Origin of the sequence: Capillimicrobium parvum, from assembly GCF_021172045.1 — a bacterium.
In the GTDB taxonomy this organism is placed as follows: Bacteria; Actinomycetota; Thermoleophilia; order Solirubrobacterales; family Solirubrobacteraceae; genus Capillimicrobium; species Capillimicrobium parvum.
This window is the reverse complement of record NZ_CP087164.1, coordinates 3,296,859-3,316,203: the sequence shown is the minus strand read 5'-3', so window position 1 is coordinate 3,316,203 and position 19,345 is coordinate 3,296,859. Positions and strand designations below refer to the sequence as shown.

General features: G+C 72.4%; 18 protein-coding genes and 1 riboswitch. Of the genes, 9 read left to right on the top strand and 9 right to left on the bottom strand.

The annotated features are described in order from the left end of the window. Positions 1-59: 59 nt before the first annotated feature. Both recJ and DSM104329_RS16210 read left to right on the top strand, forming a co-directional pair. Positions 60-2,462 carry a single-stranded-DNA-specific exonuclease RecJ gene (gene recJ, locus DSM104329_RS16215; protein ID WP_259310886.1) on the top strand — a complete coding sequence of 801 codons (2,403 nt, stop codon included), beginning with the start codon at positions 60-62 and terminating at the stop codon, positions 2,460-2,462. After that, positions 2,417-4,927: a RelA/SpoT family protein gene (locus DSM104329_RS16210; protein WP_259310885.1), complete on the top strand. Its 2,511-nt coding sequence runs from the start codon at positions 2,417-2,419 to the stop codon at positions 4,925-4,927. Before recJ ends, DSM104329_RS16210 begins: the two co-directional genes overlap by 46 nt. Here DSM104329_RS16210 and DSM104329_RS16205 read toward each other — a convergent pair. Genes DSM104329_RS16205 through DSM104329_RS16195 form a run of 3 tightly spaced genes read right to left on the bottom strand, consistent with a single transcriptional unit; the run spans position 4,897 to position 7,576 of the window. Beyond that, a complete protein-coding gene (locus DSM104329_RS16205) occupies positions 4,897-5,130 on the bottom strand; it encodes a hypothetical protein (RefSeq protein ID WP_259310884.1) in 234 nt (77 codons plus the stop codon). The genes DSM104329_RS16210 and DSM104329_RS16205 overlap by 31 nt on opposite strands. Then, complete coding sequence (locus DSM104329_RS16200) at positions 5,127-6,188, bottom strand: cytochrome d ubiquinol oxidase subunit II (protein ID WP_259310883.1); 1,062 nt, start codon at positions 6,186-6,188, stop codon at positions 5,127-5,129. Before DSM104329_RS16200 ends, DSM104329_RS16205 begins: the two co-directional genes overlap by 4 nt. After that, on the bottom strand, positions 6,188-7,576 hold the full coding sequence (locus DSM104329_RS16195; protein WP_259310882.1) for a cytochrome ubiquinol oxidase subunit I: 1,389 nt from the start codon (positions 7,574-7,576) through the stop codon (positions 6,188-6,190). Before DSM104329_RS16195 ends, DSM104329_RS16200 begins: the two co-directional genes overlap by 1 nt. A 210-nt stretch (positions 7,577-7,786) precedes the next feature. On the opposite strand from DSM104329_RS16195, the gene DSM104329_RS16190 reads away from it, so the two are divergent. Together DSM104329_RS16190 and DSM104329_RS16185 are read left to right on the top strand one after the other, a co-directional pair. After that, positions 7,787-8,137, top strand: a complete 351-nt coding sequence (locus DSM104329_RS16190; RefSeq protein ID WP_259310881.1) for a helix-turn-helix domain-containing protein — start codon at positions 7,787-7,789, stop codon at positions 8,135-8,137. A 275-nt stretch (positions 8,138-8,412) separates the two neighbouring features. Continuing rightward, positions 8,413-9,420 carry a 1-aminocyclopropane-1-carboxylate deaminase gene (locus DSM104329_RS16185; RefSeq protein ID WP_259310880.1) on the top strand — a complete coding sequence of 336 codons (1,008 nt, stop codon included), beginning with the start codon at positions 8,413-8,415 and terminating at the stop codon, positions 9,418-9,420. Between the two features lie 46 nt (positions 9,421-9,466). Here the strand turns inward: DSM104329_RS16185 and DSM104329_RS16180 are convergent, their stop codons facing one another. Next, on the bottom strand, positions 9,467-10,489 hold the full coding sequence (locus tag DSM104329_RS16180; protein WP_259310879.1) for a sigma-70 family RNA polymerase sigma factor: 1,023 nt from the start codon (positions 10,487-10,489) through the stop codon (positions 9,467-9,469). A gap of 34 nt (positions 10,490-10,523) precedes the next feature. Between DSM104329_RS16180 and DSM104329_RS16175 the strand changes: the two genes are divergently transcribed. Beyond that, complete coding sequence (locus DSM104329_RS16175; protein ID WP_259316225.1) at positions 10,524-11,951, top strand: DHA2 family efflux MFS transporter permease subunit; 1,428 nt, start codon at positions 10,524-10,526, stop codon at positions 11,949-11,951. On the opposite strand, the gene DSM104329_RS16170 is transcribed toward DSM104329_RS16175, so the two are convergent. The 3 genes from DSM104329_RS16170 to DSM104329_RS16160 are packed head-to-tail and all read right to left on the bottom strand — an operon-like array spanning position 11,944 to position 14,465. Then, positions 11,944-12,954 (bottom strand): diacylglycerol/lipid kinase family protein, encoded by a 1,011-nt coding sequence (locus DSM104329_RS16170; RefSeq protein WP_259310878.1) that lies wholly within the window; start codon positions 12,952-12,954, stop codon positions 11,944-11,946. The genes DSM104329_RS16175 and DSM104329_RS16170 overlap by 8 nt on opposite strands. Before the next feature lie 28 nt (positions 12,955-12,982). Then, positions 12,983-13,423 (bottom strand): flavin reductase family protein, encoded by a 441-nt coding sequence (locus tag DSM104329_RS16165; RefSeq protein ID WP_407655927.1) that lies wholly within the window; start codon positions 13,421-13,423, stop codon positions 12,983-12,985. Between the two features lie 55 nt (positions 13,424-13,478). Then, positions 13,479-14,465, bottom strand: a complete 987-nt coding sequence (locus tag DSM104329_RS16160; protein WP_259310876.1) for a magnesium transporter CorA family protein — start codon at positions 14,463-14,465, stop codon at positions 13,479-13,481. Between the two features lie 119 nt (positions 14,466-14,584). Then, a riboswitch (SAM riboswitch) is annotated at positions 14,585-14,681 on the top strand. Between the two features lie 46 nt (positions 14,682-14,727). Here DSM104329_RS16160 and thrC point away from each other — a divergent pair. From thrC to DSM104329_RS16140, 4 genes are all read left to right on the top strand, one after another. Further along, entirely contained in the window at positions 14,728-15,990 is a 1,263-nt protein-coding gene (gene thrC, locus DSM104329_RS16155; protein WP_259310875.1) for a threonine synthase, read from the top strand. Further along, a complete protein-coding gene (locus tag DSM104329_RS16150; RefSeq protein ID WP_259310874.1) occupies positions 15,990-16,268 on the top strand; it encodes a ubiquitin-like small modifier protein 1 in 279 nt (92 codons plus the stop codon). The genes thrC and DSM104329_RS16150 overlap by 1 nt, the downstream gene beginning before the upstream one ends. 26 nt (positions 16,269-16,294) lie before the next feature. Further along, positions 16,295-17,044, top strand: coding sequence for an inositol monophosphatase family protein (locus DSM104329_RS16145; protein ID WP_259310873.1), 750 nt, complete (start codon positions 16,295-16,297; stop codon positions 17,042-17,044). 186 nt (positions 17,045-17,230) lie between these two features. Then, positions 17,231-17,467 (top strand): hypothetical protein, encoded by a 237-nt coding sequence (locus DSM104329_RS16140; protein ID WP_259310872.1) that lies wholly within the window; start codon positions 17,231-17,233, stop codon positions 17,465-17,467. Here the strand turns inward: DSM104329_RS16140 and DSM104329_RS16135 are convergent. Together DSM104329_RS16135 and DSM104329_RS16130 are read right to left on the bottom strand one after the other, a co-directional pair. Then, entirely contained in the window at positions 17,457-18,083 is a 627-nt protein-coding gene (locus tag DSM104329_RS16135; RefSeq protein WP_259310871.1) for an RNA polymerase sigma factor, read from the bottom strand. The two genes, DSM104329_RS16140 and DSM104329_RS16135, sit on opposite strands and share 11 nt — an antisense overlap. A gap of 45 nt (positions 18,084-18,128) precedes the next feature. Then, positions 18,129-19,199, bottom strand: a complete 1,071-nt coding sequence (locus tag DSM104329_RS16130) for a sigma-70 family RNA polymerase sigma factor (RefSeq protein WP_259310870.1) — start codon at positions 19,197-19,199, stop codon at positions 18,129-18,131. Positions 19,200-19,345 lie beyond the last annotated feature (146 nt).

The window sequence follows — 19,345 nt, the reverse complement described above, 5'->3', positions numbered from 1 at the left end:
GGTGGGTGGTTCGCCGCGCTCGGGCGGTTCCGTCGGGTGGCGCGCCTAGCGTTCCGGCGGTGCCACCGGAGCGCCGTCTCGATCTGACCCCCTGTCCCAGCGCCGCCGTGCGGCAGCTGGAGGAGGAGCTTGGCCTCAGCCACGTGACGGCCCAGGTGCTCGTGCGGCGCGGGTTCGGCGATCCGGCGTCCGCGCGGGCGTGGCTGGCCGCCGACGAGCGCCACCCGCCGTCGGCGTTCGCCGGGATGGACGAGGCCGTGGCGCTCGTGCGCCGCCACGTCGAGGCCGGCTCGGCGATCGCGATCCACGGCGACTACGACGTCGACGGCGTCTGCTCGACGGCCATCCTCGTTCGGGCGCTGCGATCGCTGGGGGCGGCGCCGTCGTGGTACCTGCCGTCGCGCAGCGAGGACGGCTACGGCCTGCGCGCGCACACCGTGGCGCGGCTCGCCGCGAGCGGGGTCAAGCTCCTGATCACCGCCGACTGCGCGATCACGGCGGTCGAGGAGGTGGCCGCCGCCCGCGCCGCCGGCATGGAGGTGCTCGTCACCGACCACCACGCGCCGCGGGCGGACGGCGCGCTGCCCGACGCGCCGATCGTGCATCCGTCGCTCTGCGGCTACCCGTGCCCCGACCTGTGCGCGGCGGGTGTCGCGCACAAGCTGGCCGAGGCGCTCGGCGCCCCGACGGCCGCGGAGGACCTCGACCTCGTCGCGCTCGCCACCGTCGCCGACGTGGTCTCGCTGCGCGGCGAGAACCGGCGTCTGGTGCGTGAGGGTCTGCAGGCGCTGCGCACGACCTCCAAGCCGGGCCTGCGGGCGCTCATGGCCGTCACGCGCTGCGACGTGCCGCACCTCGACGCGCGCGCGGTGGCGTTCCGCCTGGCGCCGCGCATCAACGCCGCCGGGCGCCTCCAGCGCGCCGACGCCGGGCTCGAGCTGGTGCTGACGGCCGATCCCGACCGCGCGCTCGCTGTGGCGGAGGAGCTCGACCGCGTCAACCACGAGCGCCGCCAGGTCGAGCAGCACATGCTCTTCGAGGCCGAGGCGCAGGTCCGCGACCAGGCGGGGGCGATCGCCCACGTCGTCGCCGCGGAGGGCTGGCACCCGGGGGTGGCCGGCATCGTCGCGTCGCGCCTGGCCGAGCGCCATCACCGGCCCGCCGTGGTCATCGCCCTGGACGGGGAGGGCGGGGCGACCGGCTCGGCGCGCTCGATCCCGGCGTTCGATCTCCTCGGCGGCCTGAACGCCTGTGCGGAGCATCTGCGCCGGCACGGCGGCCACCGCGCCGCGGCCGGGATGGAGATCGACCCGGCGGCCATCGACGCGTTCCGCGCCGCGTTCTGCGCGCACGCCGAGTCGGTGCTCACGGCCGACGACCTGGTCCCGGTGCAGCGCGTCGACGCCGTCGCGTCCGGCGGCGACGTCGGGCACGCCCTGGCGGAGGAGCTGACCCGGCTGGAGCCGTTCGGCCAGGGCAACCCGTCCGTCACGCTGCTGATCCCCGCCGCCCAGCTCGCCGACGCGCGGCCGATGGGGGAGGGCGGCAGCCACGTGCGCTTCAGCGTCCACGCGGGGGGCGTGCGCGCCCGGGCGGTGGCGTTCGGCTGCGACGGGCGCCTGCCGGTCGCGTGCGACACGCCCGCCGACGTCGCGGTCGCGCTCGAGCTCAACCACTACAACGGCAGCACCGAGCCGCGCCTCGTCCTGCGCCACGCGCAGCGCTGTACGCCCGCCCCCATCGACGTGGTCGGCGAGCCCGAGGACCACCTCGCCGCCGCGCTCGACGTCGTGGACGGGCCGCTCGAGCCGCCCGAGCCGGTCGTCGTGCCGCTCACGCGCGGAGCCGTCGATCGGCGGGGCGTCGGCGTCGCGGGCACGCTGGCCGCGCTCGTCGCCTCCGGCGAGCCGGTCCTCGCCGTGTGCTCCGACACTGCCGCGCGGCTGCCCGCGCTGAGCGAGCGGTTGGGCGGCTTCGCGCTCGCGTCCTGGCCAGCGGTCGAGGCCGACCCGGCGCTGGCCGCGCCGTACACCCACGTCGTGGCGATCGACCCGCCGCACTGGCGGGGCGGAGCGGCCCACGCGACCGTGCTGGCGTGGGGGGTGCCGGAGCTACACTTCGCCAGGCAGATCCATGAGCGCGAATACCGACTCCGTGACTCGCTCGCCGCGCTGTACCGCGCCCTGCGGGACGCGGGCGGTGCGCAGGGCGAGCGCCTGGCCGAGCTGCTGCGCGGCCCCGGCCGTCCACGCTCCGCGGCGCTGGCCGGACGGCTCCTGCGCGTCCTCACCGAGCTCGAGCTCGTCGAGCTCGACCGGTCGGCCGGCGCGGTGCGCGTCCCCGCGGCGCAGCGGACCGAGCTCGAGCGCTCGGCGGCCTACCGCGCCTACCAGCGCCGTCTGGAGGAGGGCCTCGCATGGCTGAGCGAGCCGACCGCCGACGCCGCGGCGCGGGCGGCGTGACCGTCCCGCCCGGGGACGTCGCCCCTCCGGCCGGGTCGCCGGACATCCTGGACGAGGCCGGGACGCGCGGCGACGCCGCCGACCGCGCCGGGGCTCCCAGGCGCGACGGCGCGAACGGCAGCCCGCGGCCGCGCGAGGCCGTCGACCGTTCCGGGCGCGGCCACGCGCCCGTCAAGCGCGCGCCGGTCGACCGCGTCGCCCACCCGGACGCGCACGGCGCCTCGCAGCGCGCGGATCTCACCGACACCGAGCGCCAGCTGCTCGGCGACCTGTTCGCCATCGTCGAGGAGCACGCCTCGGACTCGGTCGTCAAGATCGACCGCGCCCGTGTCGAGGACGCCTTCGTCTTCGCGTGCGAGCACCACGCCGACCAGCGCCGCAAGTCGGGAGAGGACTTCATCGTCCATCCCGTCGGCGTCGCGAAGATCTGCGCCGGCCTGCGCCTCGACACCGAGACCCTGTGCGCGGCGCTGCTGCACGACACCGTCGAGGACACGAGCGCGAGCCTCCAGGAGGTCCGCGAGCGCTTCGGCGACGAGATCGCCAGCCTCGTCGACGGCGTCACGAAGCTCACCGGGATCACGTTCCAGTCGCGCGACGAAGCGCAGGCCGAGAACTACCGCAAGATGATGGTCGCGATGGCCTCGGACATCCGGGTCATCCTCATCAAGCTCGCCGACCGCATGCACAACATGCGCACGATCTCGGCGATGCCCAAGCAGAAGCAGATCGACAAGGCCAAGGAGACCCTGGAGATCTACGCGCCGATCGCGCACCGGCTCGGCATCCACGCGATCAAGTGGGAGCTCGAGGACCTCGCCTTCCAGGCGCTGCATCCGCGCAAGTACCAGGAGATCAAGGGTCTCGTCGCGCAGCAGCGTGAGGAGCGCGAGAACTACGTCACCGAGGCGGGCGAGTACCTGGCGCGCGAGCTCGAGGCGCTCGGCATCCACGCCGAGATCGCGGGGCGCGCCAAGCACTTCTACTCGATCTACTCGAAGATGACGAAGAAGGGCCGCGAGTTCAACGAGATCTACGACCTGACGGCCATGCGCGTCGTCGTCGACTCGGTGAAGGACTGCTACGGCGCGGTCGGCGTGATCCACAGCCTGTGGAAGCCGCTGCCGGGCCGCTTCAAGGACTTCATCGCGATGCCGAAGTTCAACATGTACCAGTCGCTGCACACGACGGTCATCGGGCCGGAGGGGCAGCCGCTGGAGATCCAGATCCGCACGCGCGAGATGCACGACATGGCCGAGTACGGCGTGGCGGCGCACTGGATCTACAAGGAGGGCAAGGGGGGCGTGCCCGCCAACGCCTCGGGCGACGAGAAGCTCAAGTGGCTGCGGTCGATGCTCGACTGGCAGCAGGAGCTCTCCGATCCCAAGGAGTTCATGGAGAACCTCAAGGTCGACCTGTTCGAGGACGAGGTCTTCGTGTTCACGCCGAAGGGCGAGGTGAAGTCGCTCGCGGCGGGCGCGACCCCGCTCGACTTCGCGTACGAGGTCCACACCGAGATCGGCCACCGTTGCGTCGGCGCGCGCGTCAACGGCAAGATCGTGCCGCTGCACTACGAGCTGCGCTCGGGCGACATCGTAGAGATCCTCACCGCCAAGCGCGAGCGCGGGCCGTCGCGTGACTGGCTGGCGCTGGTGCGCACGACCCGTGCCCGCAACAAGATCAAGGCCTGGTTCAAGGCCGAGTCGCGCGAGGACACCGAGCACACGGGCCGCGAGCTGCTGCAGGAGCACCTGCGCAAGGCCGGCCTGCCCGCGCAGAAGATCTCCGGCAGCGCGCTGCTCGCCGACGTCATCCGCGAGATGGGCTTCCGCAAGGCCGAGGAGTTCTACATCGCGCTGGGCGGCGCGAAGATCTCGGCCAAGGTCGTCGTCAACAAGGTCCTGCAGCGCCTCAAGCAGGGCGAGGCGGCCGAGGAGGAGCACACGCCGGCCGAGACCCTCGTCGGCGATGCGCGCCGCCAGCGCCGCCAGCCGACCGGCTCGGCGACGTCGTACGGGATCCGCGTCGAGGGCGTCGAGGACGTCATGATCCGCCTGGCCAAGTGCTGCCGGCCGGTGCCGGGCGATCCGATCGTCGGCTACGTCTCGCTCGGGCGCGGCATCACGATCCACCGCGACGACTGCCCGAATGCCGTCGCGCTGCGCAAGGACCCGGAGCGCTTCGTCCCGGTCGAGTGGGAGGGCGAGCACAACAGCTCGTTCAAGGTCGAGTTGCAGGTCGACGGCTGGGACCGCCACCGGCTGCTCGAGGACCTGTCGCGAGCCATCGCCGAGGGCGGCCTGAACATCGTCGAGGCGCGCTGCATCGTTTCGCCGCCGATGGTGCAGAACCGCTTCGTCGTCGAGGTCGCCGACACGCAGACGCTGAAGGGCACAATCACCCGCATCCGCAACATCGACTCGGTGTTCGACGCCTACCGGGTCACGCCGGGCGCGGGCGGCTGATCGCCCGCGTCGCCCGCATCGCCCGCTGGGGCGTCCTCGTCGAGGCGCTCGAGGTTCGAGGGCGTCGCGATCCAGAAGAGCCCCACGACGACGAAGGCGACCATGCTCGCCACGCCGAGCAGGCGGGTGATCGTGAGCTCGAACGGCAGCATCAGCGCGAGCGTGAGGACGAACAGGATGAGGGTGAGGTGGCGCAGGCTCATGGCTGCTTCGGATGGTCGTCGGCGGTGAGGGGGCGGAAGCGCTGGTCGAGCGGCTGGAACTCCTGGTCGAGCGTGCCGCGCAGGACGAGCCGGTAGAGGTAGGCCAGCGACGGCACGAGCAGGCAGAGCCCGACGGCGACGCTGATCAGCAGGGCGGTGAGGGTCGCGTCGTTCGCCGCGGCCTGGTCGAGCGTCAGCTCGCCGGGCAGCAGGTACGGGCTCTGGGCGAAGGCCCAACCGACGACGATGCAGCCGACCGCGGCGGCGGACGAGAACCGCGCGAGCGACAGCCGGCGCGTCCACACGAGCGCGAGCGTGAGCACGCCGAACGCCGCCGAGAGCAGCACGAGGACCAGCCCGCCGTCGGAGGTCAGGCCGTCGAAGAGGCCGTGGGCGTCGGAGCGGATGACGAACAGGCCGCCGATCGCGATCAGCCCCGCGACGGCACCTGCGCCGAGCGCCCGCGTGCGGAACGACTCGACGAGGTCGGGAAGGTCCGCGCGGACGGCGTCGGCGGCCAGGTAGACCGCGGAGATGTACGCGCCCGTGACGACGGCGAGCACGCCGATGAGGATGGAGGTCGGGTTGACCCACGAGTCGATCGGCGCGCCGGCCGCGTTGCCGACGGGCACCCGGCCCGACGCGATGCCGCCCAGCGCCGCGCCCAGGCAGAACGGGACGAGCACGCTCGACGACGCGAACACGGCGCCGAAGGAGCGGGCCTCCCGCATGGTCGCCGCCTGGCCGCGCACGGCGAACGCCGCGCCGCGCAGGATGATCCCGAATGCTGCGATGAACAGCGGGATGTAGAGCGTCGACATGCTGGACCCGAAGAACTCCGGGAACGCCGTCCACAGGATGACCAGCACGAAGATGAGCCAGACGTGGTTGGCCTCCCACACGGGGCTCATCGAGCGCTGGATCATCCCCCGCACCCGGCCGCCGCGCTGATCGCCGCCGGCCGTGAGGTCCCACAAGCCGGCGCCCAGGTCGGCGCCCCCCAGCACCGCATAGGCGGTGATGCCGATGATGGCCAGCGCCAGGCAGACCTCGGCCATCAGCTCGCCTCCACCGGGCCGGGGACCTCGACCTCGGGCGGGTTGCGCGCCAGGCGGCGCAGCAGCCAGAACACCGTCACCGCGAGCGACAGGTAGATCGCCAGCGCGGCGAAGAACGCGATCGGCAGCCCGCCGGCATCCGTCACCGCGTTCTCGACGCGCATGATCTGGTAGACGACCCAGGGTTGTCGGCCCACCTCCGTCGTGACCCAGCCGGCGATCATGGCGACGAGGGCCATCGGCCCCGCGGCGACCACGAGGCGGTAGAACCACTTCGATCGGGGCGGTCTGCGCTTGCGCCACCACACGGCCGCGTAGAAGACGCCCATGGCGGCCAGCAGCGTGCCGATCCCGATCATCGTCTGGAACGCGTAGCGCACGACGTTGATCGGCCCGGGCCGGTCGTTGGCCGGCACCGAGTCGAGACCCTGCACGACCCCGTGCGGGTCGTGGTCGGCGAGGATCGAGAGCAGGTCGGGGATCTCGATCGCCCACTTGACCTGCTGCGTGGACTTCTCGTACCAGCCGAGGATGTGGAACGGCGCACCGGCCTCGGTCTTCGGCAGGCCCTCGAACGTGGCGAGCTTCACCGGCTGCTTCTCCGCGACCGTGCGGCCCGCCCAGTCGCCCAGGACGACCTGCATGGGGGAGGCGAGACAGGCGACGGTCAGCGGCACGAGCATCCCCGCCCGGACGTACGCGCTGCGCTGCCCGCGCAGCCAGGCGAACGCGTAGACGCCGGCGACCAGGAACCCGCAGACCATGTAGCCGGCGAAGTACATGTGCGCCAGCTCGTGCCAGAAGAAGTCGTTGAACAGCGCCTCCCACGGCCGGACGTTCGACACGACGCCGCTGCTCGACAGGTCGAACCCGACGGGGTGGTTCATCCACCCGTTGACCGCGATGACGGTCAGCGACCCGGTGATGCCCGTGATGATGATCGGGATCCCGAGCATGATGTGCGTCCGCGCCGGGATGCGGTCCCAGCCGTAGACGTAGATCGCGATGAAGATCGCCTCGATGAAGAACGAGAAGCCCTCGAGGCCGAACGCGAGCCCGAAGACGTCGCCCCAGGTCGCCATGAAGTTCGGCCAGAGCAGGCCGAACTCGAACGACAGGATCGTGCCCGTGACCACGCCGACGGCGAACAGCGTGATCATCACCTTCGACCAGCGCTTGGCCAGGGCCCGGTAGTGCGCCTTGCCGGTGCGCAGGTACAGGCCCTCCATGAAGACGACGATGGCCGGGAAGGCGATCCCGAAGGCGACGAGCGGGATGTGGAAGACGAACGACATCGCCTGCAGCTCGCGGGCCCAGACGAGGTGCTGCTGGTCGGACTCCCCGAGCTTGCCGACGACCTCGGTGGCGGCGAGGAGGATGCCGTCCATCAGCGGACGACCTCCGCGAGCCTGCCGGCCACCTGCGCTGCCGCGGAGACGATGCGCTGCATTACGGCGGGACCCTACTGGCGGGAGAGGCGGTGGGAGCCGTCCGACTGATATCATTCAGATAGCTATTTGCAGATATCGAGCGGCTGGAGGTCTCAGATGTCGCCCCGATCCCCCGAACCCACCCGAGCCCTGTACGTGCGGGTCCCCGTGCCTGTCGCCGAGAAGCTCGACCGTGCGGCCGAGCGGCTGCGCACCTCGAAGCGCGACGTGATCAGCGCACTGCTGGCGGAGAACCTCGACGAGGGCGCGCCCGCGAGCCGGCCCCGCCGCGTGGTCATCGAGGACGCACCGGAGCGCATGACCGTCGGGCACGCCTCGTTCACGCCGGCGCCGGCCCCCGAGGTCCTCACCTTGGAGGACGCCGCGGAGCTCCTGCGGGTGAGTCCGGACGCGCTGCGCGAGCGCGCGGAGGCCGGCGACGCCCCGGGCCGGCGCCTGGGCGACGACTGGCGCTTCTCGCGCGAGGCGCTCCTGGCCTGGCTCGGCGCCGTGGCGTAGCCGCGCCGCGCCGCGCCACCCGCCCGCCCCGCCCCGGCCCGGCCCGCATCCAGGGTCGACTTTCTGCGCCTCAGACGGAGAAAGTCGACGCTCGGTGGGTGGAGGGACCAAGCTGGCATGCTGAGATGTCAGATGCCAGTTCCCGCCCATGGGCCGCCGCGCCACCAGCGACGCCGCCCAGGTCGTCGCCGCCTCGGGCAACGGCGAGAGAACTGGCTGACCCTCGGCGCCCTGCTCGATGCCGCCCTGCGCCCCGACGACCCCCGGAGCACCGCATGAACCTCGACCGCTTCCCGCGCCACCCGCTGCTCTTCGGCCCGTCCCCGGTCCACCGGCTCGACCGGCTCACCGAGCACCTCGGGGGCGCGCGGATCTGGGCCAAGCGCGAGGACGTCAACTCCGGGCTCGCCTACGGCGGCAACAAGACGCGCAAGCTCGAGTACCTCGTCGCGGACGCGCTCGCGAAGGGCTGCGACACGCTCGTGTCGATCGGCGGCGTCCAGTCCAACCACACCCGCCAGGTCGCCGCGGCCGCCGCGCGCACGGGCCTCGGTTGCGTCCTCGTGCAGGAGAGCTGGGTGGACTGGCCCGACGTCGTCTACGACCGCGTCGGCAACATCCAGCTCAGCCGGATCATGGGGGCCGACGTGCGGCTCGTGCAGGCCGGGTTCGGGATCGGCTTCAAGGAGAGCTGGGAGCAGGCGCTCGAGGACGTGCGCGCCGGCGGCGGCACGCCTTATGCGATCCCCGCGGGCGCGTCGGACCACGAGCTCGGAGGCCTGGGCTTCGCCGGCTGGGCGCGCGAGGTCGCCGAGCAGGAGCGCGAGCTCGGCGTCTTCTTCGACACGATCGTCGTGTGCTCGGTCACCGGCAGCACGCAGGCGGGGATGATCGCCGGGTTCGCGGCGCAGGACCGGCCCCGGCGGATCATCGGCATCGACGGGTCCGCCAAGCCGCAGGAGACCCTCGACCAGGTCGCGCGGATCGCGCGCCGCACGGCCGAGCTGATCGAGGTCGGCCGCGACATCGAGGACGCCGAGATCGTCCTCGACGACCGCTGGCACGCCGGCACCTACGGCATCCCGGACGACACGACGATCGCGGCGATCCGCCTCGCCGGACGCCTCGAGGGCATGATCACCGACACGGTGTACGAGGGGAAGTCGATGGCGGGTCTCATCGACCTCGTCTCGAGCGGCGAGATCCCGCGCGACGCGGCCGTCCTCTACGCGCACCTCGGCGGTCAGCCGTCGCTGAGCGCGTACGGCGCCGCGTTCCTCTAGCAGTCTGTTGATCTTTCGCTCGCGCGACGGGGAAAGTTCAACAGGCTCAGACCGGCAGCGTCCGCGGCAGCCCGAAGTACGGCAGCACACCGCAGTCGCCGAACCGCGTGACCGCCGCGATCGCCTCGCCCTCCAGCGTGAGCACGATCACCCCGCCGGCCCGCATCACGCCCGGCGCATGCGGGTCGATGAGGTAGTAGGCGAACGCCGGCTGGCCGTTGGCCTGCGTCGGCACGAGCCGGATGCCGTGCCCGCCGCGCCAGATGGGCCGCGACCGCAGGAACGCGGCGATCGCCGGCCGGCCCTGGTACTCGTGCGGCTCGGGCGGCATCCGCACCCACGCATCGTCGGTCAGCAGCGCCACGACCTCCTCGACGTCGCCGCGCTCGAACGCGTCGGCGAACGCGGTCACCACCGCCCGTGCGGCCGGCGACTCCGGGAGCGTGGCGCCGCCGGGACGCGACGGCGCCGCCTCGAGCGCCGCCCGGGCCCGCTGCAGGGCGCTGTTGACCGAGGCCTCGGACGCATCCAGCATCTCCGCCACCTCCGCGGCGCGGTAGCCGAGCACGTCGCGCAGCACGAGCACGGCCCGCTGCAACGGCGCCATCCGCTGCAGGCCGGAGACGAAGGCGAGGCCGACCGCCTCCCTGGTCTCATAGCGCGCGTCCGGTCCGTCGGCGCGGTCGGCCAACCCATCCAGAAGCGCATCGGGATAGGGCTGCAGCCACAGCGGCTCCGCCCGGCGGGTCGGCTCCGGCGCGTCCGCGGGTGGCCCGGCCACCATCATGCCCTCGGGCCTACGGCCGACCGCGCGCAGCGCGTTGAGGCAGCGGTTCGTGGCGATCCGGTACAGCCAGGACCGCACCGTCGCCCGGCCCTCGAAGTCCGCGAGTCCCCGCCATGCGGCCAGCAGCGTCTCCTGCACCAGGTCCTCGGCGTCCTGCACCGATCCGACGATCCGGTAGCAGTGCACCTGCAGCTCGCGCCGGTGCGGGTCGGTGAGCGCTCGGAACGCAGCCTCGTCGCCGGAGCGGGCGCGCTGGAGTGTGGCGTCGGCGTCGACATGCATGGTGACGTAGAGACACCGTCGCGGGCCGAAACTCATCGCTCAATCCGCGCCCGCGGCCGGTGTCTGCACCGGCATGACCAACAGACAGCGCTGGATCCTCGTCCTGGCCGCCCTGGCCGCCTTCATGACGGCGCTCGACACGCTCGTCGTCACGACCGCCCTCAGCACGATCCGCGTCGACCTCGGCGCATCGGTCGAGCAGCTCGAGTGGACGGTCAACGCCTACAACCTGAGCTTCGCCGTCCTGCTCATGACGGCCGCCGCGCTGGGCGACCGCTTCGGCCGCCGCCGGCTGTTCGCCGCGGGGATCGGCCTGTTCGTCGTCGCCTCCGCAGCCTGCGCACTCGCGCCGTCGGTCGGCGCGCTCATCGCCGCCAGAGCCGTACAGGGCGCCGGCGCGGCGGCCGTGACGACGCTCGCCCTCGCCCTGGTGAGCACCGCCTTCCCGCCCACGAAGCGCGGGGCGGCGCTCGGCATCTTCTTCGCCGTCAACGGCATCGCGGTGGCCGGCGGCCCGCTCGTCGGCGGCGCCCTCACCCAGGGGCTCGACTGGGAGTGGATCTTCTGGCTCAACGTCCCGATCGGCATCGCGCTGATCCCGCTCGTCCTGGCCCGCATCCCCGAGAGCCGCGGCCCGGATCGCCATCTCGACCTCGCCGGCCTGGCCCTCGTGAGCGCGGGGGTGCTCGGCCTCGTGTGGGGACTCGTACGCGCCAACGCCGCCGGCTGGGACAGCGCCGAGGTGCTGGGCACGCTCCTCGGCGGGGCGGCGCTCATCGCCGCGTTCGTCGCCTACGAGCTGCACGCCCGAGCGCCCATGCTGCCGATGCGCTTCTTCCGCTCCCGCGCCTTCTCGGCCGGCAACGCGGCGATCTTCCTGACGGTCGGCTCGCTGTTCTGCGCGGTCTTCTTCATGGCGCAGTTCCTGCAGGCCGGGCTCGGCTACGGCCCGCTCGACGCCGGCCTGCGCCTGCTGCCGTGGACGGCGACGCTGTTCTTCGTCGCGCCGCTGGCGGGCAAGCTCGTCGATCGCTTCGGCGAGCGCCCGTTCCTCGTCGCGGGGCCGCTGCTGCAGGCGGCGGGCATGGGCTGGATCGCCCTCGTCGCCGACGCCGGCACGGGCTACTCCCAGATGGTTCCGCCGCTGATCGTCGCGGGCGTGGGCGTCTCGATGTCCTTCCCTGCGGCCCAGAACTCGGTCGTCGGCGCCGTGCCGCCGGAGGCGATCGGCAAGGCGGCGGGCACGAACAGCACGATGCGCGAGCTCGGCGGCGTCCTCGGCATCGCGCTCGGCGTGGCCGCGTTCGCCGCGGCCGGAAGCTACGCGTCCCCGGGCGCGTTCACCGACGGGTTCGTCGCGGCGATGGGCGTGACGACCGGCCTGTCGGTGCTCGCGGCGGCGTGCGGGCTGGCGCTGCCGAACCGGGCAGCGCTGCACGAGCCGGCCCCGGTCGTCAGCTGACGACGGCCAGGCCGCCGGGCGTGATCGTGTAGCGAGCCTCGGTGACCGAGCCGACGTAGTCGCCGTCGAGCTGCAGCGGGATCTCGCGGCCGTCGGTCGAGCGGACGGTCAGCGCGTCGAGGCGCTCGGCGTGGCCGACCCGGCGGTGCCGCACGATCCGCGCTCGCGGCAGGAAGGCACGCGCCGAGATCGTCGGCACGTCGAGGGCGGTGGCGCGCTCGAGCACGACGGCGCTCAGCGTGCCCGAGTCCAGCGTCGCGCCCTCGGCGAGCGAGATCGGCCGGTCGCGGAAGTACGTGTAGGGGTCGCCGTTCTGGACGATCGCAGTGACGCCGCGGTCGGTCCAGCCGGTGTCCGAGGTCACCTCGAGCCGCGGCGGGCGCACGACGTAGTCCTTCATGAACGAGACGACCGCGGCCGACGTGAAGAACCAGGGGCCGAAGCGCGCCTTCAGGTGCGGGCGGGCGTCGACGCGCCGGACGACCGTCGCGTCGAGCCCGACACCCGACGAGAACGTGAACGCGCGCCCGTTGACGGCCGGGAGGTCGACCCGTCGCGGCTGCCAGTCGTCGGCGATGCGCAGCAGGTGCTCGGTGGCGTCGACGATCTCGTTCGGGATGCCGAGCATGCGGCAGAAGACGTTCGTGTTGCCGCCCGGCAGCGGGAACAGCGGCACGTCGGAGCCGATCAGCCCGTTGACCGCCTCGTTGACCGTGCCGTCGCCGCCGAACGTGACGACGACCTCGTAGCCGTCATCGCCGACGCGCCGGCACACCTCGGTCGCGTGGTCCTTGCTCTCGGTGTCGATCGCGGTCACGTCGTAGCGGCCCTGGAGCGCGTACACGACGAGGTTGCGCAGGCGGTCGGACACCGTCGTCGCATACGGGTTGACGACCACGAGCATCCGCTTGCGGTCGATGGCGGCGTCGCGCTGCGCCGCGGAGGCGAGTTGCTCGAGCGCCTCGAGGGAGGGGGTGGTGAGCGAGACCAAGACCGGGTTCATCAACGCTACACCGGGCCGCGCCCGCCGGTTACGGGGCGTGCCCCGGATCGATCCGCTTGGCCTCCTCGAAGCGCAGCTCGGCCTCCGTGCCGCCGTACTCGGCGAACACCGGCGCGAGCTGGAACGCGTCGTGGTCGCCGCCGTCGCGGCGCCACAGGATCTCGCCGACCAGCCGGCTCGGGCAGTCGTCGAGCAGCGGCACGCCGTGGGGCCCATCGCGCCAGGCGCACCGCGCGAACTTGTCGACCTCGTCGCCGGTCGACCCGCCGAAGAGCTCCGCGATCGCCTCGCCCGCCTCGGGGACCACGTGCACGCCGAGGTGCGTCGCGCGCAGCGCCACGCCGTAGGTGTGGTTCTTCTGCGAGAGGCAGACGAGGAAGTGCGGCGGGTGGATGCTCGTCTGGGTCGCGAAGCCGATCAGGCATCCGGAGCGCTCGCCGTCGCCCGCGACCGTCGTGACGATGAGCATCGGCTCGCCGAGCTCGGCGACGATCCGCTGGAACGCCTGCTCGGTGGGGGAGGGGTCAGAGCCAGCCACGGTGGCGGAAGTACCCGAGCATCCCGCCGAGCATCAGCACCATCGCGACGATCACGATCCAGAACGCCTCGATCGACCCCTGTCCCGGCACGTGGACGTTCATCCCGAACACGCTGGCGACGAGCGTCAGCGGCAGCACCACGACGCTGATCGAGGTCAGGACGCGCAGGACGTCGTTGACGCGGTGCGAGATGACCGACTCGTTCGTCGACTCGAGCGCCTCCACGACCTCCTTGTAGTTCTCGAGCATGTCCCAGATGCGCTCGGACGCGTCGACGATGTCGTCGAAGTAGACCTCGAGGCTCTCGGGCACGTACCGGCGCGTGCGGTCGAGGTCGCGCAGGGCGGCGCGCTGCGGGCGCACGATCTTGCGGAAGTTGATGATCTCCTGCTTGACGTTGGAGATGTCGCGCACGATCTCCTCGGAGCGGCCCTCGAAGATCTCCTCCTCCAGGCGCTCGAGCTTGTTGCCCATCTTGCGCAGCATCGGAAACGACGCGTCCACGCAGTCGTCGACGACCTTGTAGAGCAGGTAGCCGGCGCCCTTGCTGAACAGCTGCTCGCGCAGCTCGTCGCCCGTGCGGCAGCGCTCGAAGAGGTACTCGAGCGGCTGGATCGGCTCGTTGGGCAGCGTGATGATGAAGTCCGAGCCGACGAACACGTCGAGCTCGGCCGCGTTCAGCCGCCCGACCTGCTTGTCGAAGCGCGGGAAGTGCAGCACGACGAACAGGTAGTCGTCGTACTCGTCGACCTTCGGGCGCTGGTTGCGCGAGAAGACGTCCTCGTAGTCGAGGGAGTGGAAGTCGAAGTGCTCCTCGAGCCAGGCACGATCGACCTGCCGGGGGCGCTCGATGTTGATCCAGCGCAGGCCGCAGGCCTCGATCTCCTCGACGTTCGGGGTGTCGGGCTGCTCAGGCGGACGGACGGGCGCGCGGCCGCGAGCACCCCGGCGCAGGCGGGGAAGGTTCGGCATTGGGACTTCGCGGCTCGTCGGTCATCGTCAGGTCCATTCGCGTCGCCACCATGGTACCCGTCCGGCCGCTCGGAATCGCGCATTGCAGGAGAACCTGTATCCTGCCGACCACATAGCTGGACACATCCAGAGGGGTGGAGGGACTGGCCCGACGAAACCCCGGCAACCCCCCGCGAACGCCACGCGGGAAAGGTGCCAATTCCTGTGAGATGTGGCGGCAGGTTCCTGAGACCTTCGCCACTTGAACGGCGGAGGTTTCTTCATGTCGGCGACAGAGCTCAAGTGCAGGGAATGTGCGGCCCGGTATCCCCTCGAGGCGCGCTACGTCTGCGAGCAGTGCTTCGGCCCCCTCGAGATCGCCTATGACCACTCGGCGCTGGGTGACGACGTCAGCGCGCTGCGGCGCCGCATCCAGGCGGGCCCGCAGAACATCTGGCGCTACAGCGACTTCCTGCCGCTCGACGCACCGCCCGGGCCATCCGGGCGCAACTCGTCGCGGGTCGGGCTGCCCGCCGGCTGCACGCCGCTGATCCGCGCCGACCGGCTCGCCGAGCGCCTCGGCCTGGGCGAGGTGTGGGTCAAGAACGACACGCACAACCCGACGCATTCGTTCAAGGACCGCGTCGTGGCCATCGCCTCGCAGCGGGCCCGCGAGCTCGGCTTCGACACGCTGGCGTGCGCCTCGACCGGCAACCTCGCCAACGCGGTCGCCGCCCAGGCCGCCGCGCTCGGGATGCCGTCCTACGTCTTCATCCCGGCGGATCTCGAGGAGCAGAAGATCCTCGCGACCGGCGTCTACGGCACGCACCTCGTCAAGGTCGCCGGCAACTACGATGACGTAAACCGCCTCTGCACCGAGGTCTCCGGCGAGCGCGAGAACTGGGCGTTCGTGAACGTCAACATGCGCCCCTACTACGCCGAGGGCTCGAAGACCGTCGCCTACGAGATCGCCGAGCAGCTCGGCTGGACGCTGCCCGACCGCTGCGTCGTGCCGATCGCCTCCGGGTCGCTGTTCACGAAGATCGCCAAGGGCTTCTCCGAGTGGACCGAGCTCGGGCTGCTGGACGGCGACCAGCCGAAGATGAACGGCGCGCAGGCGCTCGGGTGCTCGCCGGTCGCGGCCGCGTACGAGGCGGGCGCCGACGTGTGCCGCCCGGTCAAGCCGGACACGATCGCCAAGTCGCTGGCGATCGGCAACCCCGCCGACGGCCCGTACGCGCTGGAGCTGGCGCGCGAGTCGGGCGGCGGGATCGACTCGGTCACCGACGACGAGATCCGCGCCGGCATCCGCCTGCTGGCCGAGACGACCGGCATCTTCACCGAGACGGCGGGCGGCGTGACCACCGCGACGCTGGCGAAGCTCGCCGAGCGCGGCGACATCGGCGCGGACGAGCGTGTCGTGCTCGTCATCACCGGCGACGGACTGAAGACCCTCGACGCCGTGCGCGGCACGTTCGAGGCCTACGAGATCACCCCGTCCTTCGACGACTTCGAGGCGACGGTCGAGCAGGGAGCGCGCATCTGATGGCAGTGACGGTGAAGATCCCCACGCAGCTGCGGTCGGCGACCGGCGGCGATGGCGAGACGTCGGTCGAGGGCGGCACCGTGGCGGAGGTCCTCGACTCGCTGTACGCCCGCTACGACGGGCTGCGCGGCCGCATCGCCGGCGACGACGGCGAGCTGCGCCGGTTCGTTAACGTCTACGTCGGCGGCGAGGACATCCGCTTCCTCGACGGCCTGGCGACCGAGGTCGCGGCCGGCGGCGAGGTGACGATCCTCCCGGCCGTCGCCGGCGGGCGCTGAGCCCCACGCCGCTCGCGGACCTCGAGGTGGCGCGGGCGGCGGCGCTCGCCGCGGGCGCCGTCGCCCTGCGCCACCACGGCGGGCCGCTGGAGATCGAGGTGAAGTCGGCGATCCCGACCGACGTCGTGACCGCCGCCGACCGCGAGGCCGAGGCGGCCGCGGTCGCGGCGATCTCGGCGGCGCGGCCGGCCGACGCCGTCTTCGGCGAGGAGGGCACGGACCGGGCGGGCGAGGGCGATCGCCGCTGGGTCATCGACGCGATCGACGGCACCCTGAACTACTCGCACGGCATCCCCGGGTGGTGCTCGGCCGTCGTGCTCACGGATGGCGCCGGGCCGCTGGCGTGCGCCGTGTTCGACCCCGAGCGCGCCGAGCTGTTCGGCGCGGCCCGCGGCCACGGCGCGTGGTGCGGCGACCGGCGGCTGGAGGTGCGCGGCCCGGCGCCGCTGGACCGCACGACCGTCGCCGTCCAGTGGGGCTACGGCAAGCTCGCGCTGCCCGGCGTGCGCGGCGTCGTCGATCGCATCGTCGACGGGGTGGGCGCCCTGCGCGTGCCGGGTTCGGGGACGCTCGAGCTGACGTGGGTGGCCGCGGGGCGCCTGCACGGTTGGATGCAGCCCGACGCCGCCGACTGGGACTGGCTGCCCGGCGCGCTGCTCGTGCGCGAGGCGGACGGCGCGGCGATCACCGTCGACGACGGCGCGCCGACCCGGTGGAGCCTCGCCGGGCACCCCGACTGCGTCGCGGATCTGCGTTCGCTGTTGCGTTCGGCGTAGGGCGCCCCGGCAGGCGCCCCGGCCGTCGGGCGCTCCCCCGCAGCTCGTCGTAGGCGAACTGGTACTCCCGCCGCGCGGGGCATCTGGTCGGCTCTGCGGAGAACACGCCCGCTGGAGAGAAATCCAGCGCTCGCACTCGACAAATGGACGATGACCTTCGAGCGATGGGACGCCTAAGGTGCTGGCATGCGTCCATCTCCCCGGGTGCGTTGCGCCGGATGCGGCTTCGAGTGGTTCGGTCCGACGGCCTCGCACGGCCTGCGGATCGTCGGCGCCTGCCCCCGCTGCGGCGGCCATCTGGACTTCCTCCGCCAGGACGACGAGGCCGCGGTCGCGGCCCCACCGGGTCCGGTCGAGCGCGCGCTGGCGCACGTCTCGCCCGCGGCGGTCCTGGGGACCCCGACGTCCTGGGCTACGCGGTAGCCGGCCGCGCGGCCGGCGCGGGCAGCGCCCGCTCGACCCACTGCTGCTCGGCCAGCGCACGCGCCTCGGCGGCCTTGGCCAGGTTCATCCGCGCCCGCACGAGCAGCGACTTGATCGCCGGGACGGTCGTGTCGAGCGCGTCGGCGAGCTCCTCGTAGCTCAGGCCCTCGAGCTCGCGGATGATCAGCGCCGAGCGCTGCTGGTCGGGGAGGTCCTGGATATCCGCGACGACCTGGCGCAGCCGCTCGCGCCCGGCCACCTGCTCGCCGAGCGTCGTGGCCGTCGGGCCGAGGTCGACCTCGTCGGTCGGCAGCGGCACCGGCTTGCGCAGGACGTCGAGGCAGCGGTTGTGGGCGACCCGGTACAGCCAGGGCCGCAGCGTCATCGGGCGGTCATCGGCGCGCAGCGCGAGGAAGGCGCGGGTCAGCACGTCCTGCACCACGTCCTCGGCGTCGGCACCAGCCGACATGCGGCGCACGTACGCGACCAGGCGGTCGCGATAGCGCTCGGTGATGACCGCCATCGCCTCGTCGTCGCCGCCGCGCAGGGCGGCCACGATCTGCTCGTCGGAGCGCGCGCGCAGGGCGCCGCGCGTCAGGAATCCGTGCCGGGGCACGTGTGTCACGGTAGCGAGACCGGTCTCGAGGTCGGACGGGACGATCTACGCAGCTTCGCGCAGCGCGTCGAGTTCCCTGCTCAGCGAGAGCGCCTGCAAGCCCTGCTCCTCGAGCCGGCGCACGTCGCGCGGGGCGATGTCGAGCTCGCGGGCGACGCGCTGCAGCGGCAGCGGCTCGCTCGACCCGTTCAGCCCGTAGCGGAGCTTGATGACGTTGCGCTGCGGCTCCGGGAGGCGGTCCACGGTCGCCCGGACGAGGTCCTGGCGCATCGTCACGTGCACCGACTCCTCGACGGGCGGCTCGTCGCCGGGCATGAGGTCGCCGAGCCTCGCGTCGCCCTCGTCGCCGACCGGCAGGTCGAGGCTCGTCACGACCCGCGAGACGTCGATGATCTGCTGCACCTGGGCCTCCGGCAGCCCCGCCCCCTCGGCGATCTCCGCCGGGGTCGGCTCGCGTCCCAGTTCGACCGTCAGCCGGCGCTGCACGGCCCCGACCTTGCGCTCGCGCTGGGCGATGTTCGTGGGCAGGCGGATCGTGCGGCCGCGGTCGGCGATCCCGCGCTGGATCGCCTGGCGGATCCACAGCGTCGCGTACGTCGAGAAGCGCAGCCCCTTGCGGTAGTCGAACTTCTCCGCTGCGCGCACGAGCCCGATGACGCCCTCCTGGATGAGGTCGAGCAGGCAGAGGTCGTGGTTGCCCTGCATCTGGCGCGCGATGGACACGACGAGGCGCAGGTTCGAGTTGATGAGGCGGTCCTTGGCCTCGAGGTCGCCGCGCTCGATCCGGCGCGACAGCTCGAGCTCCTCGTCGGGCCGCAGCAGGCGGTGGCGGCCGATGCCGTCGAGGAACTGGGCGAGCGCGTCGCTGGTGTTGTGCGAGAGCGAGGCGATCGTGTAGCTCGGCTGCTCGGCGGGGTCGCGGTCGCAGTCGTCGTCGATCTCGATGCCCGCCTGCTCGAGGCGGGACTGGAGCATGGCCACGGCCTCGCCCTCGAGGTCGGCGCCCTTCGCCACCTCGTCGAGCTGACAGACGGTCACCACGCGCTCGGCGCCGGCTCGCTGCCGGAGATCGGCGAACGCCGTTTCGACGCGGGTTGAGTCGATGTCGATGGCCATGCGGAATGCGCTACCCGAACCAGCCCCAGGCTAACGTGGCTGTCCAGCGGGCGCGGGCGATTTGACGATGCGTGCGGCAGTTCGTGCCCCGGCGCGCACAAAGACGCGCGCGGTCCATCCGGGACTCGGTGCCGCGCTTTAGCATC

What these genes read in the sequence shown, in the direction of transcription:
- DSM104329_RS16210 (WP_259310885.1), top strand. Translation starts at nt 2,417, where the DNA reads ATGGCTGAGCGAGCCGACCGCCGACGCCGCGGCGCGGGCGGCGTGACC.
- DSM104329_RS16205 (WP_259310884.1), bottom strand. Translation starts at nt 5,130, where the DNA reads ATGAGCCTGCGCCACCTCACCCTCATCCTGTTCGTCCTCACGCTCGCG.
- DSM104329_RS16200 (WP_259310883.1), bottom strand. Translation starts at nt 6,188, where the DNA reads ATGGCCGAGGTCTGCCTGGCGCTGGCCATCATCGGCATCACCGCCTAT.
- DSM104329_RS16195 (WP_259310882.1), bottom strand. Translation starts at nt 7,576, where the DNA reads ATGGACGGCATCCTCCTCGCCGCCACCGAGGTCGTCGGCAAGCTCGGG.
- DSM104329_RS16185 (WP_259310880.1), top strand. Translation starts at nt 8,413, where the DNA reads ATGAACCTCGACCGCTTCCCGCGCCACCCGCTGCTCTTCGGCCCGTCC.
- DSM104329_RS16180 (WP_259310879.1), bottom strand. Translation starts at nt 10,489, where the DNA reads ATGCATGTCGACGCCGACGCCACACTCCAGCGCGCCCGCTCCGGCGAC.
- DSM104329_RS16170 (WP_259310878.1), bottom strand. Translation starts at nt 12,954, where the DNA reads ATGAACCCGGTCTTGGTCTCGCTCACCACCCCCTCCCTCGAGGCGCTC.
- DSM104329_RS16165 (WP_407655927.1), bottom strand. Translation starts at nt 13,423, where the DNA reads ATGCTCATCGTCACGACGGTCGCGGGCGACGGCGAGCGCTCCGGATGC.
- DSM104329_RS16160 (WP_259310876.1), bottom strand. Translation starts at nt 14,465, where the DNA reads ATGCCGAACCTTCCCCGCCTGCGCCGGGGTGCTCGCGGCCGCGCGCCC.
- thrC (WP_259310875.1), top strand. Translation starts at nt 14,728, where the DNA reads ATGTCGGCGACAGAGCTCAAGTGCAGGGAATGTGCGGCCCGGTATCCC.
- DSM104329_RS16150 (WP_259310874.1), top strand. Translation starts at nt 15,990, where the DNA reads ATGGCAGTGACGGTGAAGATCCCCACGCAGCTGCGGTCGGCGACCGGC.
- DSM104329_RS16140 (WP_259310872.1), top strand. Translation starts at nt 17,231, where the DNA reads ATGCGTCCATCTCCCCGGGTGCGTTGCGCCGGATGCGGCTTCGAGTGG.
- DSM104329_RS16130 (WP_259310870.1), bottom strand. Translation starts at nt 19,199, where the DNA reads ATGGCCATCGACATCGACTCAACCCGCGTCGAAACGGCGTTCGCCGAT.